The following is an 18,087-nucleotide window of genomic DNA, read 5'->3' as shown; positions in this document are numbered from 1 at the left end:
TCTTAATGAAACTACTATTTTTTGACACAGAAACCACAGGGGTTAAACCAGGAAGCATATGTCAACTTAGCTATATACTTGTTGATACCTCAACAAAACCTCAAACAACTATTGGAAAGAATATATTTTTCACAGTTGATGAAATGGAAGCTGAAGCTGAAAGAATACATGGATTTTCTTTAGAAAAACTTTATGAACTAAGTGAAGGAATGTATTTTGAAGATCTTTACGAAAGCTTTATTAAAGATTTCATAGATGCAGACTTTTTAATAGGACATAATGTTCAATTTGATATTAAATTCTTAAAACATGAAATGCTAGGTCTTGGTGAATTCTTTGAACCAAAACATGTATTCTGTACAATGCAATATTATAAAAATATATGCAAAATTTTAAGACCTACTGGTGATTATAAAAATCCTAAATTAGAAGAGGTTATTAAACACTTAAATATTACTAATGATGAAATAAGCGAAACTGCAAACAAATACTTCCATGGAAGCGGAAATTATCACGATGCAAGATTTGATACAGCTGCAACCTATTTAACAGTTATAAATGGAATCAAAAAAGGCTTAATACCAAGAAACTACTTCACAAAATTATTAGAAGAAAAATAAATTTTTTAAATTTAAAATATAAAAAGATAAAATGACTTTTGTAATAATCAAAAGTCATTTTGTCTATAAACTAGGGGCCGTATCAAAATATAATAAAACTTACAAATATATTCATATAATCACTAGATTTTGCTAAAAAATTATAATCATTACTTCTAAAATATTACTAAAGCTTAGAAGCTTTCTACTCTTTAATCAACCAAAGCTTTTTAACGTAGTATTTTCTACGTAATAAATTAAATTCTAAAGCTCATCTAAATATTCTCTTCATATTATTTGTAAGTTTATAAAAAGTTATTTTGATACATGTACTTATACTTATATTATTTTCTAAAAAAATTAAGAAATATCTTTTTCTTTAGCCTTGCTTAAAAGATTTATATTTGAAGTATTTATGTTGGTATAATATCTAACTTCCCCATTTTCACTTTCATATTTACTTTCTATAATCTCTCCACTAACAGATATTAAATCACCAACACCTACATAATTATTTAAAAACTCAACAGTAGACTTACTCCATGTTATAACACTTAAGAAAGTTGTAGTTTCTTCTTTCCCATTAAAACTATTAACAGCTATTCTAAATCTAATATATTTCTTTTGTTTTTTAGACTCTCTAATCTCTATTTTGGTGGCAACTCTTCCAATTAAATCAACTTTGTTCATACAATTTAAAATCCTCCTATCAATTAAATTACCTTAATTATGGACTGATTTTAAAAATTTCAAACATATGTTCTGATTTTTTTGAAATATATTTCAAAATTTAAAATTATTTTTTAAAATAGAGATTTATTCTTAGTGTTATAAAGATTTATTCCCCCTTGGCATAGCAGGTGATTTTATTCATTATAATAAAGAAAGGCTACTAGAAAAATCTCTAGTAACCTTATTTATATAAATTAAACTGTTATATTACTACTTAAACTAGCAGCCTCTTTATTAGCTTTTATTATAGGATCTACATATTCATCTATAAATTCTACAACCTGACTTGGAGCTCTTCCTACAAACTTAATTGGGTCTATTATTGCTAATATTTCCTCTTCTGAAAGATTAAATGAACCATCATTTATTATTCTTTCTATTAAGTCATTATTAAGCCCTTCACCTTTTACTCTTTGTGCAGCTTCCATTGAAAGAACTCTAATTTTTTCATGAAGTTCTTGTCTATCTCCACCTCTTTTAACTGATTCCATCATTATATTCTCAGTAGCCATAAATGGTAGTTCTTGATTTACGTGGGCAGCTATTACTTTTTCATAAACAACCATATTTTCTGCTATATTTATGTAAAGATTTAATACTCCATCTAAAGCCAAGAATGCCTCTGCAACTGCTATTCTTTTATTAGCTGAGTCATCTAATGTTCTCTCAAACCATTGAGTTGAAGCAGTTATAGCTGGATTTAAAGCATCTACTATAACATATCTAGCTAAAGCACCCATTCTCTCACTTCTCATTGGATTTCTTTTATACGCCATGGCTGATGATCCTATTTGATGTTTTCCAAATGGCTCCTCAACTTCTTTCATGCTTTGAAGCAATCTTAAATCATTTGAAAATTTATAAGCACTTTGTGCAATCTCTGATAATGTATTTAAAATTATTGAATCTAATTTTCTTGGATAAGTTTGTCCTGTAACTCCAAAACTCTTTTCAAATCCCATTTTTTCAGCAACTATCTTATCTAAAGCCTTAACCTTAGTTTCATCCCCTTCAAAAAGATTCATAAAACTTGCTTGAGTTCCTGTTGTTCCTTTAACTCCTCTAAGCTTTAAATTTGCTATAACATGGTCTATATTTTCTATATCCATCACTAAATCTTGCATCCATAAAGTCGCTCTCTTACCTACTGTTGTAAGCTGAGCTGGCTGGAAGTGAGTAAATCCTAATGTAGGCATATCTTTATATTCTAAGGCAAATTTTCTTAAGTTATTTAAAACTGCAACTAACTTCTTTTTGATCAATAATAATCCATCTCTCATTATTATTACATCTGTATTATCTCCAACATAACAGCTAGTAGCTCCTAAGTGTATTATTCCTTTTGCCAAAGGACATTGAAGACCATATGCATAGACATGACTCATAACATCGTGTCTTACTTCTTTTTCCTTCTTTATTGCTTCTTCATAGTTTATATCTGAAATATGACTTCTAAGCTCTTCTATTTGCTCATCTGTTATGTTTAATCCTAATTCTTTTTCACCCTCTGCAAGAGCTAACCATAATTTTCTCCATGTTGAGAATTTCATATCGTCAGAGAAAATATATGACATCTCTTTTGATGCGTATCTTGAATTTAATGGTGTACTATATAAATTTTTCACTTTGTAACCTCCTAAAGCAACAATACTAAAAATCATATTTATATTATACCATAACATTTTGTTTATATAAATAAATTTACCTAAAAATAAATTATCATTCGTATTTAAGTTCTTTTAATTTATTAATAAGTCTTTTAACATTTAAATAATTCGTGTTTTTATGATTATATGAGTTTATTATTAAAAATTTTATTTTGTTTTATTTCATATTGTTACTTTAAATTTAAATAATTATTCAAAAAGACTTACTAAAAACATTTATAAAAAAATAAAAGGATTCTAAAAAGAATCCTTTTACGAAGATTACTCCTCTAAATTTTCAATTAACTTAGCTATTTCTTCAGCAGCTAAAGCTTCGTCGTCACCGCTAGCGATAACTTTAACATTAGCGTCTTTAGAAACACCTAATGATAAAACTCCGATTAAGCTTTTAACATTAGCTTTTTTACCATTGAACTCTAAGCTTATGTCTGATTTGAAAGCTGAAGCTTTTTTTACTAGTAAAGTTGCTGGTCTAGCATGTAAGCCTGTTGAATTTTTAACTAAAACCTCTTTAGTTACCATAATAAACACCTCTTTACTTATATTTGTTATTAATAATACTAACCACTTAATTATACTAATTTTTTTAGAAAATTTCAACAACTTAAAAAATATTAATTATTGACTATTTTCTCAATAAAGTTTTTTATTCTTTCTAATCCTCTTAAAATTTCATCTTTAGATGTTGCATAAGACAATCTTATAAAATTATCTTCTCCAAAAGCTATACCTGGTATTACAACAACTTTTTCCTCTTTTAGAAGTAAATTAGCAAATTCCATTGACCCACTTATATTTCCTTTTTCTAAAACCTTTGATAAATCAATCATCACATAGAAAGCTCCCTTAGGATTAATAAAACTTACTTCTTCAATTTCATTTATAAGTTTTATCATGAGTTCTCTTCTCAAAGAAAATTCTTCAACCATATTATTAACAGTTTCTTGTTCCCCTATTAATGCTTCTAATGCGGCATACTGAGCTATGCTATTAGGATTCGATGTCATATGACTTTGTACATTACTTATTATTTTAACTAAATTTTCATTAGAAGAAGCTGCATATCCTATTCTCCACCCTGTCATAGCATAAGCTTTAGAAAATCCATTTATAACAATAGTTCTATTAAATGCATCTTCACTTAATGAAGCAATACTAACATGTTCTTCTTCTCCATATATAAGTTTTTCATATATTTCATCTGATATTATTATGATATCATGTTCCTTTGCAAATTTAGCTATTTCCTCTAAATCCTCCTTAGAATAAACTGTTCCTGTTGGATTATTTGGAGTATTTAATACTATTGCCTTTGTTTTAGATGTTAAAACCTTATTTAACTCTTCATAAGTAACCTTAAAATCATTTTCTTTTTTGGTTTCTATAAAAACAGGAACTCCATCACATAATTTAATAAGCTCTGGATAACTAACCCAATATGGAACTGGAACTATAACTTCATCCCCAGGATTTAAAATAGCCATAAAAACATTAGCTAAAGATTGCTTAGCTCCTGTTGAAATAACTATATTGCTTGAATTATACTTTAATCCATTATCAATATAAAGTTTTCTGCATATGGCATCCTTAAGTTCAAATATTCCAGAAGCAGGTGTATATTTAGTCTTACCTTCTACCATGGCCTTAGTAGCAGCTTCTATTATATTGTTAGGAGTATTAAAATCTGGCTCCCCAACTCCAAAACTTACTACATCCAATCCTTGTTTTTTAAGTTCTCCAGCCTTGGCTGTTAATGCCAATGTTAAAGATGCCCCTATTTTTTCTGCTTTTTTAGATAAAATCATCTAATTCCGTCGCTAATAACTATATATTATTCATTTTAATATATCTAAATGCATTTTTTATTTCACAAAATTTCATAAAATGAATTTAAATAATATTTTTCATGAATCATCTTCTTTTTTAAAGAGATTAAAAATATTAGCTATTGCAACAGTCACCTCCCTTTTTCATTGCTTATATTTTACTTGATTACGCTTTAAATATACCATTTTTATCTTTTAAAGTAAATAAAACTATCTATTCACATAATTATATAACATTAAATCTCTAAATATATCTCCCTATATACAATATAATAATTATTTTATATTGAAAGTTTTAACAAAAAAACTTTCAATATTCCTATATTTTCCCACAATATTTTTAACAAATTACTAATAGAAATTCCTAAAAACAAAAATACTACTATAAGTAACTTATCCTTATAGTAGTATCATTTATTATTTAAATTTATCACTCTAAATTTTTATCTTGGTTGTATTATAAGCTTAATAGCTGTTCTCTCTTCACCATCTATTTCAATGTCTGTGAATGCCGGAATACAAACTATATCTTTTCCACTTGGGGCAACAAACCCTCTAGCTATTGCAATTGCTTTAATAGCTTGATTTATGGCTCCTGCTCCTACAGCTTGTATTTCTACCGTATTTCTCTCTTTTATTATAGCCGCTAGTGCACCTGCTACTGAATTAGGATTTGATTTTGTTGATACCTTTAATACTTCCATTACATAAACCTCCCAGTTTTATTATAGGATACGTTTACATTAAGAGTTAACGTTTTCCTTAATCTATATAATTCTCTATAAATATTTAAAATCCTCTCTTAAAAAGTAAAAAAAAATTTAATATTTAAAAACTTCTTACTTATATATATTTTTTATATGATACTAATATGTCTTAATTATAAAAACTTAACTTAATTTTTATAAAACGTAAATAAAAAACAGAAAACCCTACTAATTAATATCAGTAGGGTTAATTTAAAAAATACATTTTGTAAACAAAATGTATTTTATATTTTCATTTATTTAGCATAGTCAACTGCACGAGTTTCTCTAATAACATTAATCTTGATTTGGCCTGGATACTCTAATTGTTCTTCTATTTTCTTAACAATATTTCTAGCCATCTCAATAGCCCCTGCATCATCAACTTGATCTGGTTTAACAATAATTCTTATTTCTCTTCCAGCTTGAATGGCATATGACTTTTCTACACCTTCATATGAAGTAGCTATTTCTTCTAATTTTTCTAATCTCTTAATATAAGCTTCTAAAGTTTCTCTTCTAGCACCAGGTCTAGCCGCTGATATGGCGTCTGCTGCTTGAACAAGTATAGCTTCTAAGCTTTGCATCTCTTCATCACCATGGTGAGCTGCTATTGCATTAACAACTGCAGGTGATTCATGATATTTTTTAGCAAGTTCTCCACCAATAACTGCATGAGGACCCTCATACTCTTGATCGACTCCTTTACCTATATCATGTAAAAGACCAGCCCTTCTAGCTAGGTTAACATCTAGTCCTAATTCAGATGCCATTAATCCTGCTAAATATGAAACCTCTATTGAATGTTTCAAAACATTTTGACCATAACTTGTTCTGTACTTTAGTCTTCCTAGAAGCTTGATTATTTCTGGATGTAATCCATGAACACCAGTTTCAAAAGTTGCTTGTTCTCCCTCTTCCTTAATGTCATTTTCTACATCTTTAATAGCTCTTTCTACCATTTCTTCAATTCTAGCTGGATGAATTCTTCCATCTACAATTAACTTTTCTAAGGCTATTCTTGCAACTTCTCTTCTTATTGGATCAAAGCTTGAAAGAATAACAGCTTCTGGAGTATCATCTATTATTAAGTCAACCCCTGTTAATGTTTCTAAAGTTCTAATATTTCTACCTTCTCTACCAATGATTCTTCCTTTCATCTCATCGTTTGGTAAGGCAACAACATGTACTGTAGTTTCAGAAACATGGTCTGCTGCGCATCTTTGAATAGCAGTAGTAATAATTTCCCTTGATTTTTTATCAGCTTCTTCTTTGGCCTTAGTTTCAAGTTCTTTGATCAGCATAGCTGATTCATGTTTTATTTCTTTTCTTACTTCATCTAATAATAATGTTCTTGCCTCTTCACTTGAAAGATTTGATATTCTTTCAAGCTCAGCTCTTTGTTCACCGTATAAGTTTTGCACACTTTCTTCAAGTTCTTGAATCTCTACGGATTTCTTGTTCATGCTATCTTCTTTCTTTTCAAGCATTTCACTCTTTTTATCTAATGACTCTTCTCTTTGTATAAGTCTTCTTTCAAATCTTTGAATCTCATTTCTTCTATCACGAGTTTCTTTGTCAAGATCTGATCTTAATTTGTGTACTTCTTCTTTTGCTTCCAATATAGCCTCTTTCTTCGTTGATTCAGCTTTTCTCTTAGCATCTTCTAAAGTAGCATTAGCTTCTCTTTCTAGGCTTTCCACCTTGTTTTTTGAAGCTTTTTGTATAAGAGTGTATTGAATAAATCCTACAACCCCTAATATTATTATTCCTATAAGTATCTCTACTACCATATAAACACCTCCTCGCTTATTCTCTTATATAAAAACAGTTCGCGTAGAAAGGTGTCATACTATTCTCACTGTAATTTCTTGAATATGATAAACCAGTATTTGTTATTATTGTATAGTAATTTTATACTTATGTCAAGATAAGCACTTGCGTATATTATATGCACAAAACCCTTAAATATTCTTATTTCCAGTGTTTTTTAAACATTTTAAAAGAAAACAAATATTATTTATAATTAAAGATTAATTTAATGTTAACATATTAATTTCAATTAATATGTTAACATTATTTAATCACAAAAAAATTAATTATATATACAAAAAAAGATAAGGAATAAATTCCTTACCTTTTAGAAAAAATTATTCAGCACTCTCTTCAGAAATAGTTTCTTTCACTTCTTTAACTAAAGGAAGAGAATGCTTTTCTCTTATTTGATTTTCTATATCTAATGCAACTTCTGGATTATCTTTTAAGTATTGTTTAGCATTTTCTCTACCTTGACCTAATCTTATGTCTCCATATGAAAACCATGCACCACTCTTTTGTACTATGTTTTCCTTAACACCAACATCAACTATATTACCTTCCTTTGATATTCCTTCGTTATACATAATATCAAATTCTGCCTGTCTAAATGGAGGAGCAACCTTATTCTTAACAACTTTAACTCTTGTTCTGTTACCAGTTATTCCATCCCCTTGTTTTATTGAATCAATTCTTCTTATATCCATTCTTACTGATGCATAGAATTTTAAAGCTCTTCCACCTGGAGTTGTTTCTGGATTTCCGAACATTATACCAACTTTTTCTCTTAACTGGTTAATAAATACTACTACACAATTTGATTTATTTATAGTACCAGTTAATTTTCTTAAAGCTTGTGACATTAATCTTGCTTGAAGACCAACGTGAGAATCTCCCATCTCTCCTTCTATCTCAGCTCTTGGAACTAAAGCTGCAACTGAGTCTACAACCAATACATCGATAGCCCCTGATCTAACTAATGCTTCTGTAATTTCTAAAGCTTGTTCTCCTGTATCTGGTTGTGATACAACTAAGTCATCTATATTAACACCTAATCTTCTAGCATATACTGGATCTAAAGCATGTTCTGCATCTATATAAGCAGCAGCTCCACCTAATTTTTGTGCTTCTGCAACTATGTGTAAAGCAACAGTTGTTTTACCTGAACTCTCTGGTCCATATATTTCAACTATTCTTCCTCTTGGTACCCCACCAATTCCTAAAGCTATATCAAGATCTAAACATCCAGTAGAAACTGCATCCATTTGAGGAGCACTTTGTTCTCCCAATTTCATTACTGAACCTTTACCAAATTGTTTCTCTATTTGACCCATAGCCATCTCAATAGCTTTTAATTTATCTTTATCTATATTTGCCATAATTAACCTCCTTAAACAGACGAACATAAGTTCTACTACTATTATAATATATATAAAAAAAAAGTCAATATAAACATGAAGTTCTTAATAGAGCTTCATGTTTTAATATTTGACCATTATTTTGCTTTTTAAACATTTATTTGTAAGTATCTATAACCTTTTTATTCTTAATAAAATAATCTATTCCTGAAAGTATTGTTATAATAACAGCTAAATATAAGAAAATATTTGGAACATATCTAAAGAAATTACTTAAAAAGCTATTTTCTAATACTAATTCTTTAATTCCAGGTGAATTTATTATATTGACCTGTAATAATAATAAAATTATAGCTATTATTTGTATTACAGTTTTTATTTTTCCCCACCAACTAGCAGCAATAATCTTACCTTCTGATGCCGCTATAGTTCTTAAGCCAGAAACAGCAAATTCCCTAGCAATTATAACAATAGCAGCCCAAGCAGGTATTAATTGTAATTCAACTAAAGATATTAAAGCTGATGTTACTAATAACTTATCTGCTAATGGATCCATAAATTTACCAAAGTTAGTTATTTGATTTCTTGATCTCGCAATATACCCATCTAACTGATCTGTAATAGATGCAATTATAAATATAAGTGTTGCAATTATACTTCCATATGGTAAATTTTTAACTGCTATGAATACTAAAAATACAGGAACTAAAATTATTCTAATTAAAGTTAATTTATTTGCTAAATTCATCGCAAACAACTCCTATTAAATCATATTCTAAAGCTTTCTCAATTTTAACTTTACAAAACTCATCTTTTTTAACTCCATTTCCTTTTACAAATACATTTCCATCTATATCTGGAGCCATTTCATAACTTCTACCTATATAATATTCTCCATTGAACTTCTCAATAAGAACTTTATATTCTCTTCCTTCTTTATTCTTATTTATTTCTTCTGAAACATCCTTTTGAAGTAACATTATTTCTTCTTCTCTTTTTTGTTTAACTTTTTCATCAACTTGATCTTCCATAATAGCAGCAGGAGTCCCTTCTTCTCTTGAGTAAGTGAAAACTCCAACCTTATCCAATTTTACATTTTTTATAAAATCTTTCAATTCATTGAAATCCTCTTCTGACTCTCCTGGAAATCCAACTATTAATGAAGTTCTCAAAACTATATTAGGAATATTTTTTCTTAAATTATTTATCTTACCTATTATTTCTTCTTTAGTTGTTTTTCTTCCCATTCTCTTTAATACATTATTACTTATATGCTGTATTGGTAAATCAAGATAATTACAAACTTTATCATTTGAAGCTATCTCAGATACAAGTTCATCATATATTGCTTCCGGATAGCAGTAAAGTACTCTTATCCACTTTATACTTTCAATCTTAGCTAATTCTCTTAAAACTATATGAAGTCTCTTTTCTCCGTATATATCTATTCCATAGTTAGTTGTATCTTGAGCTATTAATATTAATTCTTCAACTCCGTTTTCAGCTAATCTTTTAGCTTCCTTAACTATTCCTTCTAATTCTCTACTTCTGAATTTACCTCTTATTTTAGGTATGATACAGTAAGTACAGAAATTATCACATCCTTCTGCAATTCTTAAGTATGCAGTTTTCTTATCAGTAGTTATTAATCTTAGCCCCTCATTTATTGAAGTATCACTATAATTAGTTACTGTAATTTTTTTGTTTCCATTTATGAAATTCATTATGGCTTCATTTATTTTAGCATAGTCATTAACACCTAACATTACATCTATCTCTGGCATTAATTCTAATAATTCATCACCATATCTTTGAGTTAAACACCCTGTAGCTATAAGAAGCTTACAATTGTGACTTTTTTTATATTTTGCCATATCTAATATTGTGTTTATTGATTCTTGCTTAGCTTTCTCAATAAAACCACATGTATTTACAATTATTATGTCTGCTTCTTTTGGATTGTTTGTAAGTTCATACTCTTTTTGAACCATACCAAGCATGATTTCTGAGTCCACTCTATTCTTATCACAACCTAAGCTTACTATTCCTACTTTATATTTAGCCAAATTTACTTCCTCCTACGTTTAAATATATATCTTTTATTTTAAAACTCTTTTTATAATTAAACAAGTTTTTATTTAATATTTTCTAACTCATCCTTACTAATTAAAACTTGTCTTGGTTTACTACCTTCTCTTCTAGAGATAACTCCACATTCTTCTAACTCTTCTATTATTCTTGCCGCTCTATTAAATCCTATTCTTAATCTTCTCTGAAGATAAGATGCTGATGCTTGACCACTCTCTACAACAATATCAATAGCTTCATCTAAAAGTTCATCTCTTTCTCCTTCTCCACCACTTTCTTGTGATGTAGCAGCAGAATTAATATGTTCTATAATTTCTTCCTCATACTTAGCATCTTTTTGAGATTCTTTTATAAAGGATACAACATGTTCAACCTCTTCTTCTGATATAAATGCTCCCTGTACCCTTTGAGGTTTTGATTCTCCAACTGGGTAAAATAGCATATCTCCTCTTCCTAAAAGCTTTTCCGCTCCTGCTGAATCAAGTATTGTCCTTGAATCAATTTGGCTAGAAACAGCAAATGATATTCTTGATGGAATATTAGCTTTAATTACCCCAGTAATTACATCTACTGATGGTCTCTGAGTTGCAATTACTAAATGCATACCAGCAGCTCTTGCCATCTGTGCCAATCTACATATATAATCTTCAACATCATGAGGACATGCCATCATAAGATCTGCAAGTTCATCAACTATTATAACTACATAAGGAAGTTTTTCTTGAACCTCTCCTTTTTTAAATAAAGAATTGTATGATTCTATATTTCTAACTCCGTTATCTGCAAAAAGTTTGTATCTTCTTGTCATTTCATTTACAGCCCAATTTAATGCAGCAGCTGCTTTTTTAGGATCTGTAACAACTGGAATCAAAAGGTGTGGTATTCCATTATAAACATTTAATTCAACAACCTTAGGATCTACCATCAAAAGTCTTACATCATCAGGAGAATATTTATATAGTATGCTTACAATTAAAGTATTTATACATACACTTTTACCTGAACCTGTAGCCCCTGCAATAAGTACATGAGGCATTTTACTTAAGTCAGTTACAACAGACTTACCTGTTATATCTTTACCCAATGCACATGCCACCTTAAATTTATTCTCCAAAAACTCTTTTGATTCAACAATTTCTCTAAAAAATACTGGTGTTTGTTCCTTGTTTGGAACCTCTATACCAATGGCAGATTTCCCAGGAATAGGCGCCTCTATTCTAACCCCTTTAGCTGCTAGTCCTAATGCTATATCATCAGATAAATTAACAATTTTACTAACCTTTATACCTGGTTTTGGTTGAAGTTCAAATCTTGTAACCGATGGACCTTTAGTAACTTGTAAAATTTTTGCCTCTACTCCAAAACTCATAAGAGTTTCTTCTAATTTAGTAGCATTTGAAAGTAATGCTTTCTTATCATCCTTATCTAACTCATTATCATTATTAATATTTAATAGTTCAGCCTTTGGTGCTATATAACTTGCTCCATTACTTTCATTTTTATTAGCAATATTACTTCTTATCTCATCACTCACTTCTTCTTTTTCTTCATTATCTAAAGCAAAACCTTTTTGCTCTATTCTGGTATTTTCTAAGCTTAAATTTTTAGGAATTTTATCTTCTTTTTTAGGCTTATTAACTTTTATGCCTTCATTAATCTTTATTTCATGATCTGAATAATCAATATCATTTAAGGAAGAATTTTTCATAAAATTTAATATCTTTATCTTTCCTTCATCTTCATTAACTTGATCATTATTCACATTTTCATTTCTTTTAGTCCTTATTGATGCTTCTTTTCTTTTAACATTTATATAATTATCATCATCTTTTTGCTTCTTATCCATAAACTTAACATCAGAAACTCTTTCCTTAAATCCTCCTAAAAAGTTTCTAATTGATACTAAATTATAATCAAAAATAAGCATTGAAGCTATAAGATATAAAGTTATAAAAATAAGGAACAAGCCTATTTTCCCCACTAACTTATATAATGGTAATACAATTAAAAATCCTATTATTCCTCCATGCCATTCACTTACTGAACTCCATATAAGCTTCATAGATCTCCATACACTTCCATTGACATAGTAATCATTTATATTTACTGTTTGTATAAGTAGTACTGTTGTTATTAATCCTATGGTTAATCCAAGACCAACCCTTGAAAATAAAACTTCTTTTTTAAATAAAAAAATCCTTGTACATAAATATATTATGTAAATAGGAATAAAGAACGCTCCAACACCAAACAATCCTATTAATAAAGTTCTTGATATAACACTTAAATATCCTGCTTTATCAGTATATAGACTAAACATAACTATTAAAGAAATACATATTGCTACCAAAGCATATATTTCTTCAGTAACCTGTATATGTTGACTCTGATTTTTCTTATTTTGCGTCTTAGTTTTGGTTTTCTTTTTCCCCGTAGCCATACTTAATTAAATCACCTCATCTACTTTTAATTTAAAATGATAGAATACTTGTACCAAAAAATATTATATACATAAAAGAGTATATATTGTCAAAATATTTTTAAATTGACATAAATAGAACCATAGAAATTCTATGGTTCTATTTCATAACCCTCTATTAAGCTATTTAACTTATCCAATGCTTCCTTAACTCCACCAACTTCATTTATAAGTCCACATTGAACTGCCTCTTCTCCAACCAATATGGTGCCCATATCATTTAGAAGTTCATCTGTTTGCATCATCATTTCTTTTAAAACTTCTAATTTTATTTCAGAAGTTCTTATAATAAATTCATTGATTCTCTCTTGCATTTTATTAAAATACTTAAATGTTTGAGGAACTCCTATAACAAGACCATTCATTCTTATTGGATGAATTATCATTGTAGCTGATGGTGAAATAAACGAATAATTAGATGCTGTTGCTAAAGGAACTCCTATAGAATGACCTCCACCTATTACTAAAGAAACAGTTGGTTTTTTTAGACTTCTAATCATCTCTGCAATGGCAAGGCCAGCTTCCACATCCCCTCCAACTGTATTTAAAACAAATAATATACCTTTTATATTATCATTTTGCTCTAAATCAATAAGCTGAGGTATCATATGCTCATACTTTGTTGTTTTTGTTTGAGGCGGCTGTACACTATGACCTTCTATTTGTCCTATAATAGTTAAAACCTGAATTTTAGAATCTTCCTTTTTATTTTTAGGAAGAACAGCTCCAATCTCTTTTATTTCTTCTATACTCTTATTTTTACTATTATTATCTTTACTTTCATTATTATGTTCCATTATTATTCCTCCTTGTGCTATTTTTATTTTGCACAAGAAAAAAATTAATATACACTATTTCATAAATGCTCTATGAAGCGCTTTTATAGCTTCAGTAACATTTTTACTTTCAACAAGACACCATATTGTCATATGTGAATCTGCAGTTTGTAAAACCTCTATATTCTCCTTATCTAAAGCACCAACTATTTTAGCCATAACTCCAGGTATTCCCCTCATTCTTGAACCTATTATAGCTATTGTACTTAAATCTTCTACTATATCATATTTTAAATTACAGCTTTCCATAATATCCTCAAATAAGTCTTTGACATTTTCATCTATTGTAAAAACTTTTTCTTTAGGGAATATATTTATCAAGTCTAAACTTATTTTATTATCAGCTAATATTTCTAAAATTGTTTTATAGCTAATATTATTTTTGTTTTCTTCAGATTTAATTGAAACCTGAATTCTATTTGATTGATGAGTTATTCCTGTTATAAACTTAGAATTACTCATATCTCCTAAGCTATCTATGACTGTTCCTTCACATGAATTCATAGTATTTTTAATAACTAAAGATACATTCCCTCTCATAGCTATTTCTACTGCTCTAGGATGTATAACCTTAGCTCCTTGATCCGCTAATTGGAATACCTCATTATAACTTATCTTATTTATAAGTTCAGCATCTCCAACGATTCTAGGATCAGCTGTCATAATTCCATCTACATCAGTATATATTTCAACTTCCTCAGCCTTTAAAGCTACTCCTAATACAGCAGCAGTGGTATCACTACCCCCTCTTCCTAAAGTAGTTAGGAATCCATTTCTATCTACCCCTTGAAAACCTGCTACTACTGGAACTTTTCCTTCTTTAAGAACTTCTAATATAAGCTTTGGATTTATATCTATAAAATCTGCACTTGAATAATTATCATCAGTAAGTATTCCTGCATTTCCACCAGTTAATGGAATTGCATCTATTCCAACTGACTTTAATTCATCACTCATTACAACAGTACTTATTATTTCTCCACATCCCATAAGTAAATCTGTAGCTAATTTATTTTCTTTTTTAAACTCTTCTGAAACTAAATTTAATAAAGTATCAGTTGCATACGGGTCAGTTTTTCTTCCCATAGCAGATACAACAACTACTGGTACAAATCCATTACTTATTGCGTCTCTTACTTTTCCTACAACCATACTTCTTCTTTCTTTAGTTGATACAGAAGTACCCCCAAATTTTTGTACTACTATTTTCAAAATCCCCACGCTCCTATAGTTTTGTTTTTCTTATCATTTCACTATCAACATCCAATATTATAGTTTTAGCACCTATTCTTTTTACATTATCCCACTCAATTTCTAAGTATTCTTCTGAATTAAAAAGATTAAACTTACCTCCACCTAAATTTACTATTAGATATTTTAATCTTCCCTCATCATCTATAATAACATCATTATTTATAAGTCCGCTATATTTTTCACCATCATTTATATTTATAATTTCATATCTTTCGATTTCACTTAAATATCTAATATTATTACTCATAAAACATACCTCTCCTTATTTATTAAAATACTAAATAATATGTTATAAAAAGTAACATTATTCATATAATATCAATCTAAAAAGTAGGCTTTATGAACAAAAACTTAAATATACATAATTAAACTATTTATATATAAAATAAAAAGGCAATAAATAATTGCCTTTTAATACTATTGCTGCTTATTTTCTTCTTCAGCTTCTTTTATTGCATCTTTTCTTGAAAGATTTATTCTTCCTTGAGAATCTATTTCTGTTACCTTAACTAGGATTTCATCTCCAATAGATACTATATCTTCAACTTTCTCAACTCTTTTATTATCAAGTTTAGAAATATGAACTAATCCCTCTTTATTAGGTAATACCTCAACAAAAGCACCAAATTGAGCAATTTTTGTAACTTTACCTAAGTAAATCTCTCCAGTTTTAACCTCTTTAGTTAAACCTTCGATTATTTTTATAGCTTCTTTAACGCCTTCTGACTCAGGTGATGATACATAAACTAAGCCATCTTCTTTTATATCAATCTTAACACCAGTATCAGCTATAATTTTGTTTATAACCTTTCCACCAGCACCAATTACATCTCTTATTTTTTCAGGATCTATTTGTAATGTTGATGTCTTAGGAGCATACTTTGAAACCTCTTCTCTAGCTTGAGGAATACACTCATTTATTTTATCTAGAATCATTAATCTTGCTTTTCTAGCACCATAAATAGCATCATGAATAACTTTCTCTGAAAGTCCAGCTATTTTAGTATCAACCTGAATTGAAGTTATTCCTTCTACTGTCCCAGCTACTTTAAAGTCCATATCTCCAAAGAAATCTTCTAAGCCTTGGATATCAGTTAAAACTTCTTCCTCACTTAAATCTTTTGAAGTTATTAATCCCATAGCTATACCTGCTGCTGGTCTCTTTATTGGAACACCTGCATCTAAAAGTGCTAATGTACTACCACAAACTGACGCCTGTGAAGTTGATCCATTTGAACTTAAGACTTCTGATACTAATCTTATAGTGTATGGGAACTCAGTTTCTGAAGGTATAAGTGGCTCTAAAGCTCTCTCAGCTAAAGCTCCATGTCCTATTTCTCTTCTTCCTGGTCCTCTTAATGGTCTTACTTCTCCTACTGAATAAGCTGGGAAATTATAGTGATGCATATATCTCTTTGATTCTTCTTCACTAATACCATCTAATATTTGTATTTCACTAACCGATCCTAAAGTAGCAACAGTCATAACTTGAGTAAGACCTCTTGTGAATAGTCCAGTTCCATGTGTTCTTGGAAGTAAACCAACGTCACAACTTATTTTTCTTACTTCATCAAATGCTCTTCCATCTGGTCTCTTACCTTCTTTTAAAAGCATATGTCTTACTACTTCTTTTTGCATATCATAAATAACTTCACCAATATCAGACATGTTCTCTGGGAATCTTTCAGCGAATTCTTCATTTATTTTATTTTTAACTTCATCCATAGCAGCATTTCTTTCATCTCTGTCAGTAATGTGCATAGTTTCAGTAATCATTTCAGTAGCAAATTCTCTAACCGCTTCTACGATCTCCTCAGAAACTTTATGTAATTCTGGTACTTTTTTCTCTTTACCAAACATTTTTATAGCTTCTTCTTGGAATTTTATTATATCTTGACACTTATCAAAACCGAATTTGATAGCGTTAATCATTGTTTCTTCTGGGATTTCGTCTCCACCAGCTTCAATCATCATAACTCTTTCCTTAGTTGAACATACTGTTAATTGAAGTGAGCTTTTTTCTCTTTGAGCTGAAGTAGGATTTAATATAAATTCATCTCCTATTAATCCAACTTGAACTGTAGCCACTGGAGTTGTGAAAGGTATGCTTGATAAACACAATGCCATTGATGCAGCATTTGTAGCTAATATTTCAGGTAAATTATCATTTTCTACTGAAACAACAGTACATACTACTTGAACATCATTTCTGTATCCTTTTGGGAATAAAGGTCTTAAAGGTCTGTCAATAGCTCTACCATTTAGTATGGCTTTTTCTGAAGGTTTTCCTTCTCTTTTTATAAATCCACCTGGTATTTTACCAACTGAATATAATCTTTCTTCATACTCAACGCTTAGAGGAAAGAAATCTATTCCATCTCTTGGTTTTTCTGATGCATTTACGTTTGTTAATATTACTGTGTCACCATAACTCATTAAAATAGCGGCATCTGAAAGCATTCCTAATTTTCCGAACTCAACTTTCATCGGTCTTCCAGCTATCATAACCTCATGTGTATGATTCATATAAATACCTCCTCTCGGTATATAAAAACTAAAATTTTACAATATTAATATTTTTAAAATAATAGAGCGGTAAAAAACCCGCTCTACTAAATTATCTTCTTAATCCTAATTCTTTGATTATAGCTCTGTATCTTTCGATATCTTGCTCATATAAGTAGTTT

15 protein-coding genes and 1 pseudogene are annotated in these 18,087 nt (G+C 29.3%); 1 reads left to right on the top strand and 15 read right to left on the bottom strand.

From position 1 onward, the window contains the following. The first annotated feature begins 5 nt into the window (after positions 1–5). Positions 6–620 carry a 3'-5' exonuclease gene (locus Q1K13_RS09855; RefSeq protein WP_300350219.1) on the top strand — a complete coding sequence of 205 codons (615 nt, stop codon included), beginning with the start codon at positions 6–8 and terminating at the stop codon, positions 618–620. A 339-nt stretch (positions 621–959) separates the two neighbouring features. Here Q1K13_RS09855 and Q1K13_RS09850 read toward each other — a convergent pair whose 3' ends face one another. The 15 genes and pseudogenes from Q1K13_RS09850 to rpsO all read right to left on the bottom strand — a co-directional run. Continuing rightward, complete coding sequence (locus Q1K13_RS09850) at positions 960–1,289, bottom strand: single-stranded DNA-binding protein (RefSeq protein WP_300350217.1); 330 nt, start codon at positions 1,287–1,289, stop codon at positions 960–962. 236 nt (positions 1,290–1,525) lie between these two features. After that, a complete protein-coding gene (gene purB / locus Q1K13_RS09845; protein ID WP_300350214.1) occupies positions 1,526–2,956 on the bottom strand; it encodes an adenylosuccinate lyase in 1,431 nt (476 codons plus the stop codon). 303 nt (positions 2,957–3,259) lie between these two features. Next, a complete protein-coding gene (locus Q1K13_RS09840) occupies positions 3,260–3,520 on the bottom strand; it encodes an HPr family phosphocarrier protein (protein ID WP_300350211.1) in 261 nt (86 codons plus the stop codon). A gap of 92 nt (positions 3,521–3,612) precedes the next feature. After that, positions 3,613–4,803, bottom strand: a complete 1,191-nt coding sequence (locus Q1K13_RS09835; RefSeq protein ID WP_300350208.1) for a pyridoxal phosphate-dependent aminotransferase — start codon at positions 4,801–4,803, stop codon at positions 3,613–3,615. Positions 4,804–5,267: 464 nt separating this feature from the next. Continuing rightward, positions 5,268–5,528 carry a stage V sporulation protein S gene (locus tag Q1K13_RS09830; RefSeq protein WP_300350205.1) on the bottom strand — a complete coding sequence of 87 codons (261 nt, stop codon included), beginning with the start codon at positions 5,526–5,528 and terminating at the stop codon, positions 5,268–5,270. A 299-nt stretch (positions 5,529–5,827) separates the two neighbouring features. After that, positions 5,828–7,363, bottom strand: coding sequence for a ribonuclease Y (gene rny, locus Q1K13_RS09825; RefSeq protein ID WP_300350202.1), 1,536 nt, complete (start codon positions 7,361–7,363; stop codon positions 5,828–5,830). A 357-nt stretch (positions 7,364–7,720) separates the two neighbouring features. Next, positions 7,721–8,764: a recombinase RecA gene (recA, locus tag Q1K13_RS09820; RefSeq protein WP_300350199.1), complete on the bottom strand. Its 1,044-nt coding sequence runs from the start codon at positions 8,762–8,764 to the stop codon at positions 7,721–7,723. Positions 8,765–8,900: 136 nt separating this feature from the next. Then, a complete protein-coding gene (pgsA, locus tag Q1K13_RS09815) occupies positions 8,901–9,491 on the bottom strand; it encodes a CDP-diacylglycerol--glycerol-3-phosphate 3-phosphatidyltransferase (protein ID WP_300350196.1) in 591 nt (196 codons plus the stop codon). Continuing rightward, positions 9,475–10,809: a 30S ribosomal protein S12 methylthiotransferase RimO gene (rimO, locus tag Q1K13_RS09810; RefSeq protein WP_300350193.1), complete on the bottom strand. Its 1,335-nt coding sequence runs from the start codon at positions 10,807–10,809 to the stop codon at positions 9,475–9,477. The genes pgsA and rimO overlap by 17 nt, the downstream gene beginning before the upstream one ends. A gap of 68 nt (positions 10,810–10,877) precedes the next feature. Continuing rightward, on the bottom strand, positions 10,878–13,271 hold the full coding sequence (locus tag Q1K13_RS09805) for an FtsK/SpoIIIE family DNA translocase (RefSeq protein WP_300350190.1): 2,394 nt from the start codon (positions 13,269–13,271) through the stop codon (positions 10,878–10,880). Between the two features lie 131 nt (positions 13,272–13,402). Continuing rightward, complete coding sequence (locus Q1K13_RS09800; RefSeq protein ID WP_300350187.1) at positions 13,403–14,107, bottom strand: ClpP family protease; 705 nt, start codon at positions 14,105–14,107, stop codon at positions 13,403–13,405. 54 nt (positions 14,108–14,161) lie between these two features. After that, entirely contained in the window at positions 14,162–15,358 is a 1,197-nt protein-coding gene (gene dapG, locus Q1K13_RS09795; protein WP_300350184.1) for an aspartate kinase, read from the bottom strand. A 13-nt stretch (positions 15,359–15,371) separates the two neighbouring features. Further along, positions 15,372–15,647 (bottom strand): YlmC/YmxH family sporulation protein, encoded by a 276-nt coding sequence (locus Q1K13_RS09790; RefSeq protein ID WP_300350181.1) that lies wholly within the window; start codon positions 15,645–15,647, stop codon positions 15,372–15,374. A 170-nt stretch (positions 15,648–15,817) separates the two neighbouring features. Then, positions 15,818–17,926 carry a polyribonucleotide nucleotidyltransferase gene (locus Q1K13_RS09785; RefSeq protein WP_300350179.1) on the bottom strand — a complete coding sequence of 703 codons (2,109 nt, stop codon included), beginning with the start codon at positions 17,924–17,926 and terminating at the stop codon, positions 15,818–15,820. Positions 17,927–18,017: 91 nt separating this feature from the next. Further along, a pseudogene (gene rpsO, locus Q1K13_RS09780) lies at positions 18,018–18,087 on the bottom strand (30S ribosomal protein S15); the annotation flags it as partial.

It is taken from the genome of Clostridium sp. (assembly GCF_029267215.1).
In the GTDB taxonomy this organism is placed as follows: Bacteria; Bacillota; Clostridia; order Clostridiales; family Clostridiaceae; genus Sarcina.
This window is presented reverse-complemented; position numbering and strand designations above follow the sequence as displayed.

Excerpts from the sequence above, each read along its gene's own strand:
- Q1K13_RS09855 (WP_300350219.1), top strand. The coding sequence starts at position 6 with ATGAAACTACTATTTTTTGACACAGAAACCACAGGGGTTAAACCAGGA.
- Q1K13_RS09850 (WP_300350217.1), bottom strand. The coding sequence starts at position 1,289 with ATGAACAAAGTTGATTTAATTGGAAGAGTTGCCACCAAAATAGAGATT.
- Q1K13_RS09840 (WP_300350211.1), bottom strand. The coding sequence starts at position 3,520 with ATGGTAACTAAAGAGGTTTTAGTTAAAAATTCAACAGGCTTACATGCT.
- Q1K13_RS09835 (WP_300350208.1), bottom strand. The coding sequence starts at position 4,803 with ATGATTTTATCTAAAAAAGCAGAAAAAATAGGGGCATCTTTAACATTG.
- Q1K13_RS09830 (WP_300350205.1), bottom strand. The coding sequence starts at position 5,528 with ATGGAAGTATTAAAGGTATCAACAAAATCAAATCCTAATTCAGTAGCA.
- rny (WP_300350202.1), bottom strand. The coding sequence starts at position 7,363 with ATGGTAGTAGAGATACTTATAGGAATAATAATATTAGGGGTTGTAGGA.
- recA (WP_300350199.1), bottom strand. The coding sequence starts at position 8,764 with ATGGCAAATATAGATAAAGATAAATTAAAAGCTATTGAGATGGCTATG.
- pgsA (WP_300350196.1), bottom strand. The coding sequence starts at position 9,491 with ATGAATTTAGCAAATAAATTAACTTTAATTAGAATAATTTTAGTTCCT.
- Q1K13_RS09805 (WP_300350190.1), bottom strand. The coding sequence starts at position 13,271 with ATGGCTACGGGGAAAAAGAAAACCAAAACTAAGACGCAAAATAAGAAA.
- Q1K13_RS09800 (WP_300350187.1), bottom strand. The coding sequence starts at position 14,107 with ATGGAACATAATAATGAAAGTAAAGATAATAATAGTAAAAATAAGAGT.
- Q1K13_RS09790 (WP_300350181.1), bottom strand. The coding sequence starts at position 15,647 with ATGAGTAATAATATTAGATATTTAAGTGAAATCGAAAGATATGAAATT.
- Q1K13_RS09785 (WP_300350179.1), bottom strand. The coding sequence starts at position 17,926 with ATGAATCATACACATGAGGTTATGATAGCTGGAAGACCGATGAAAGTT.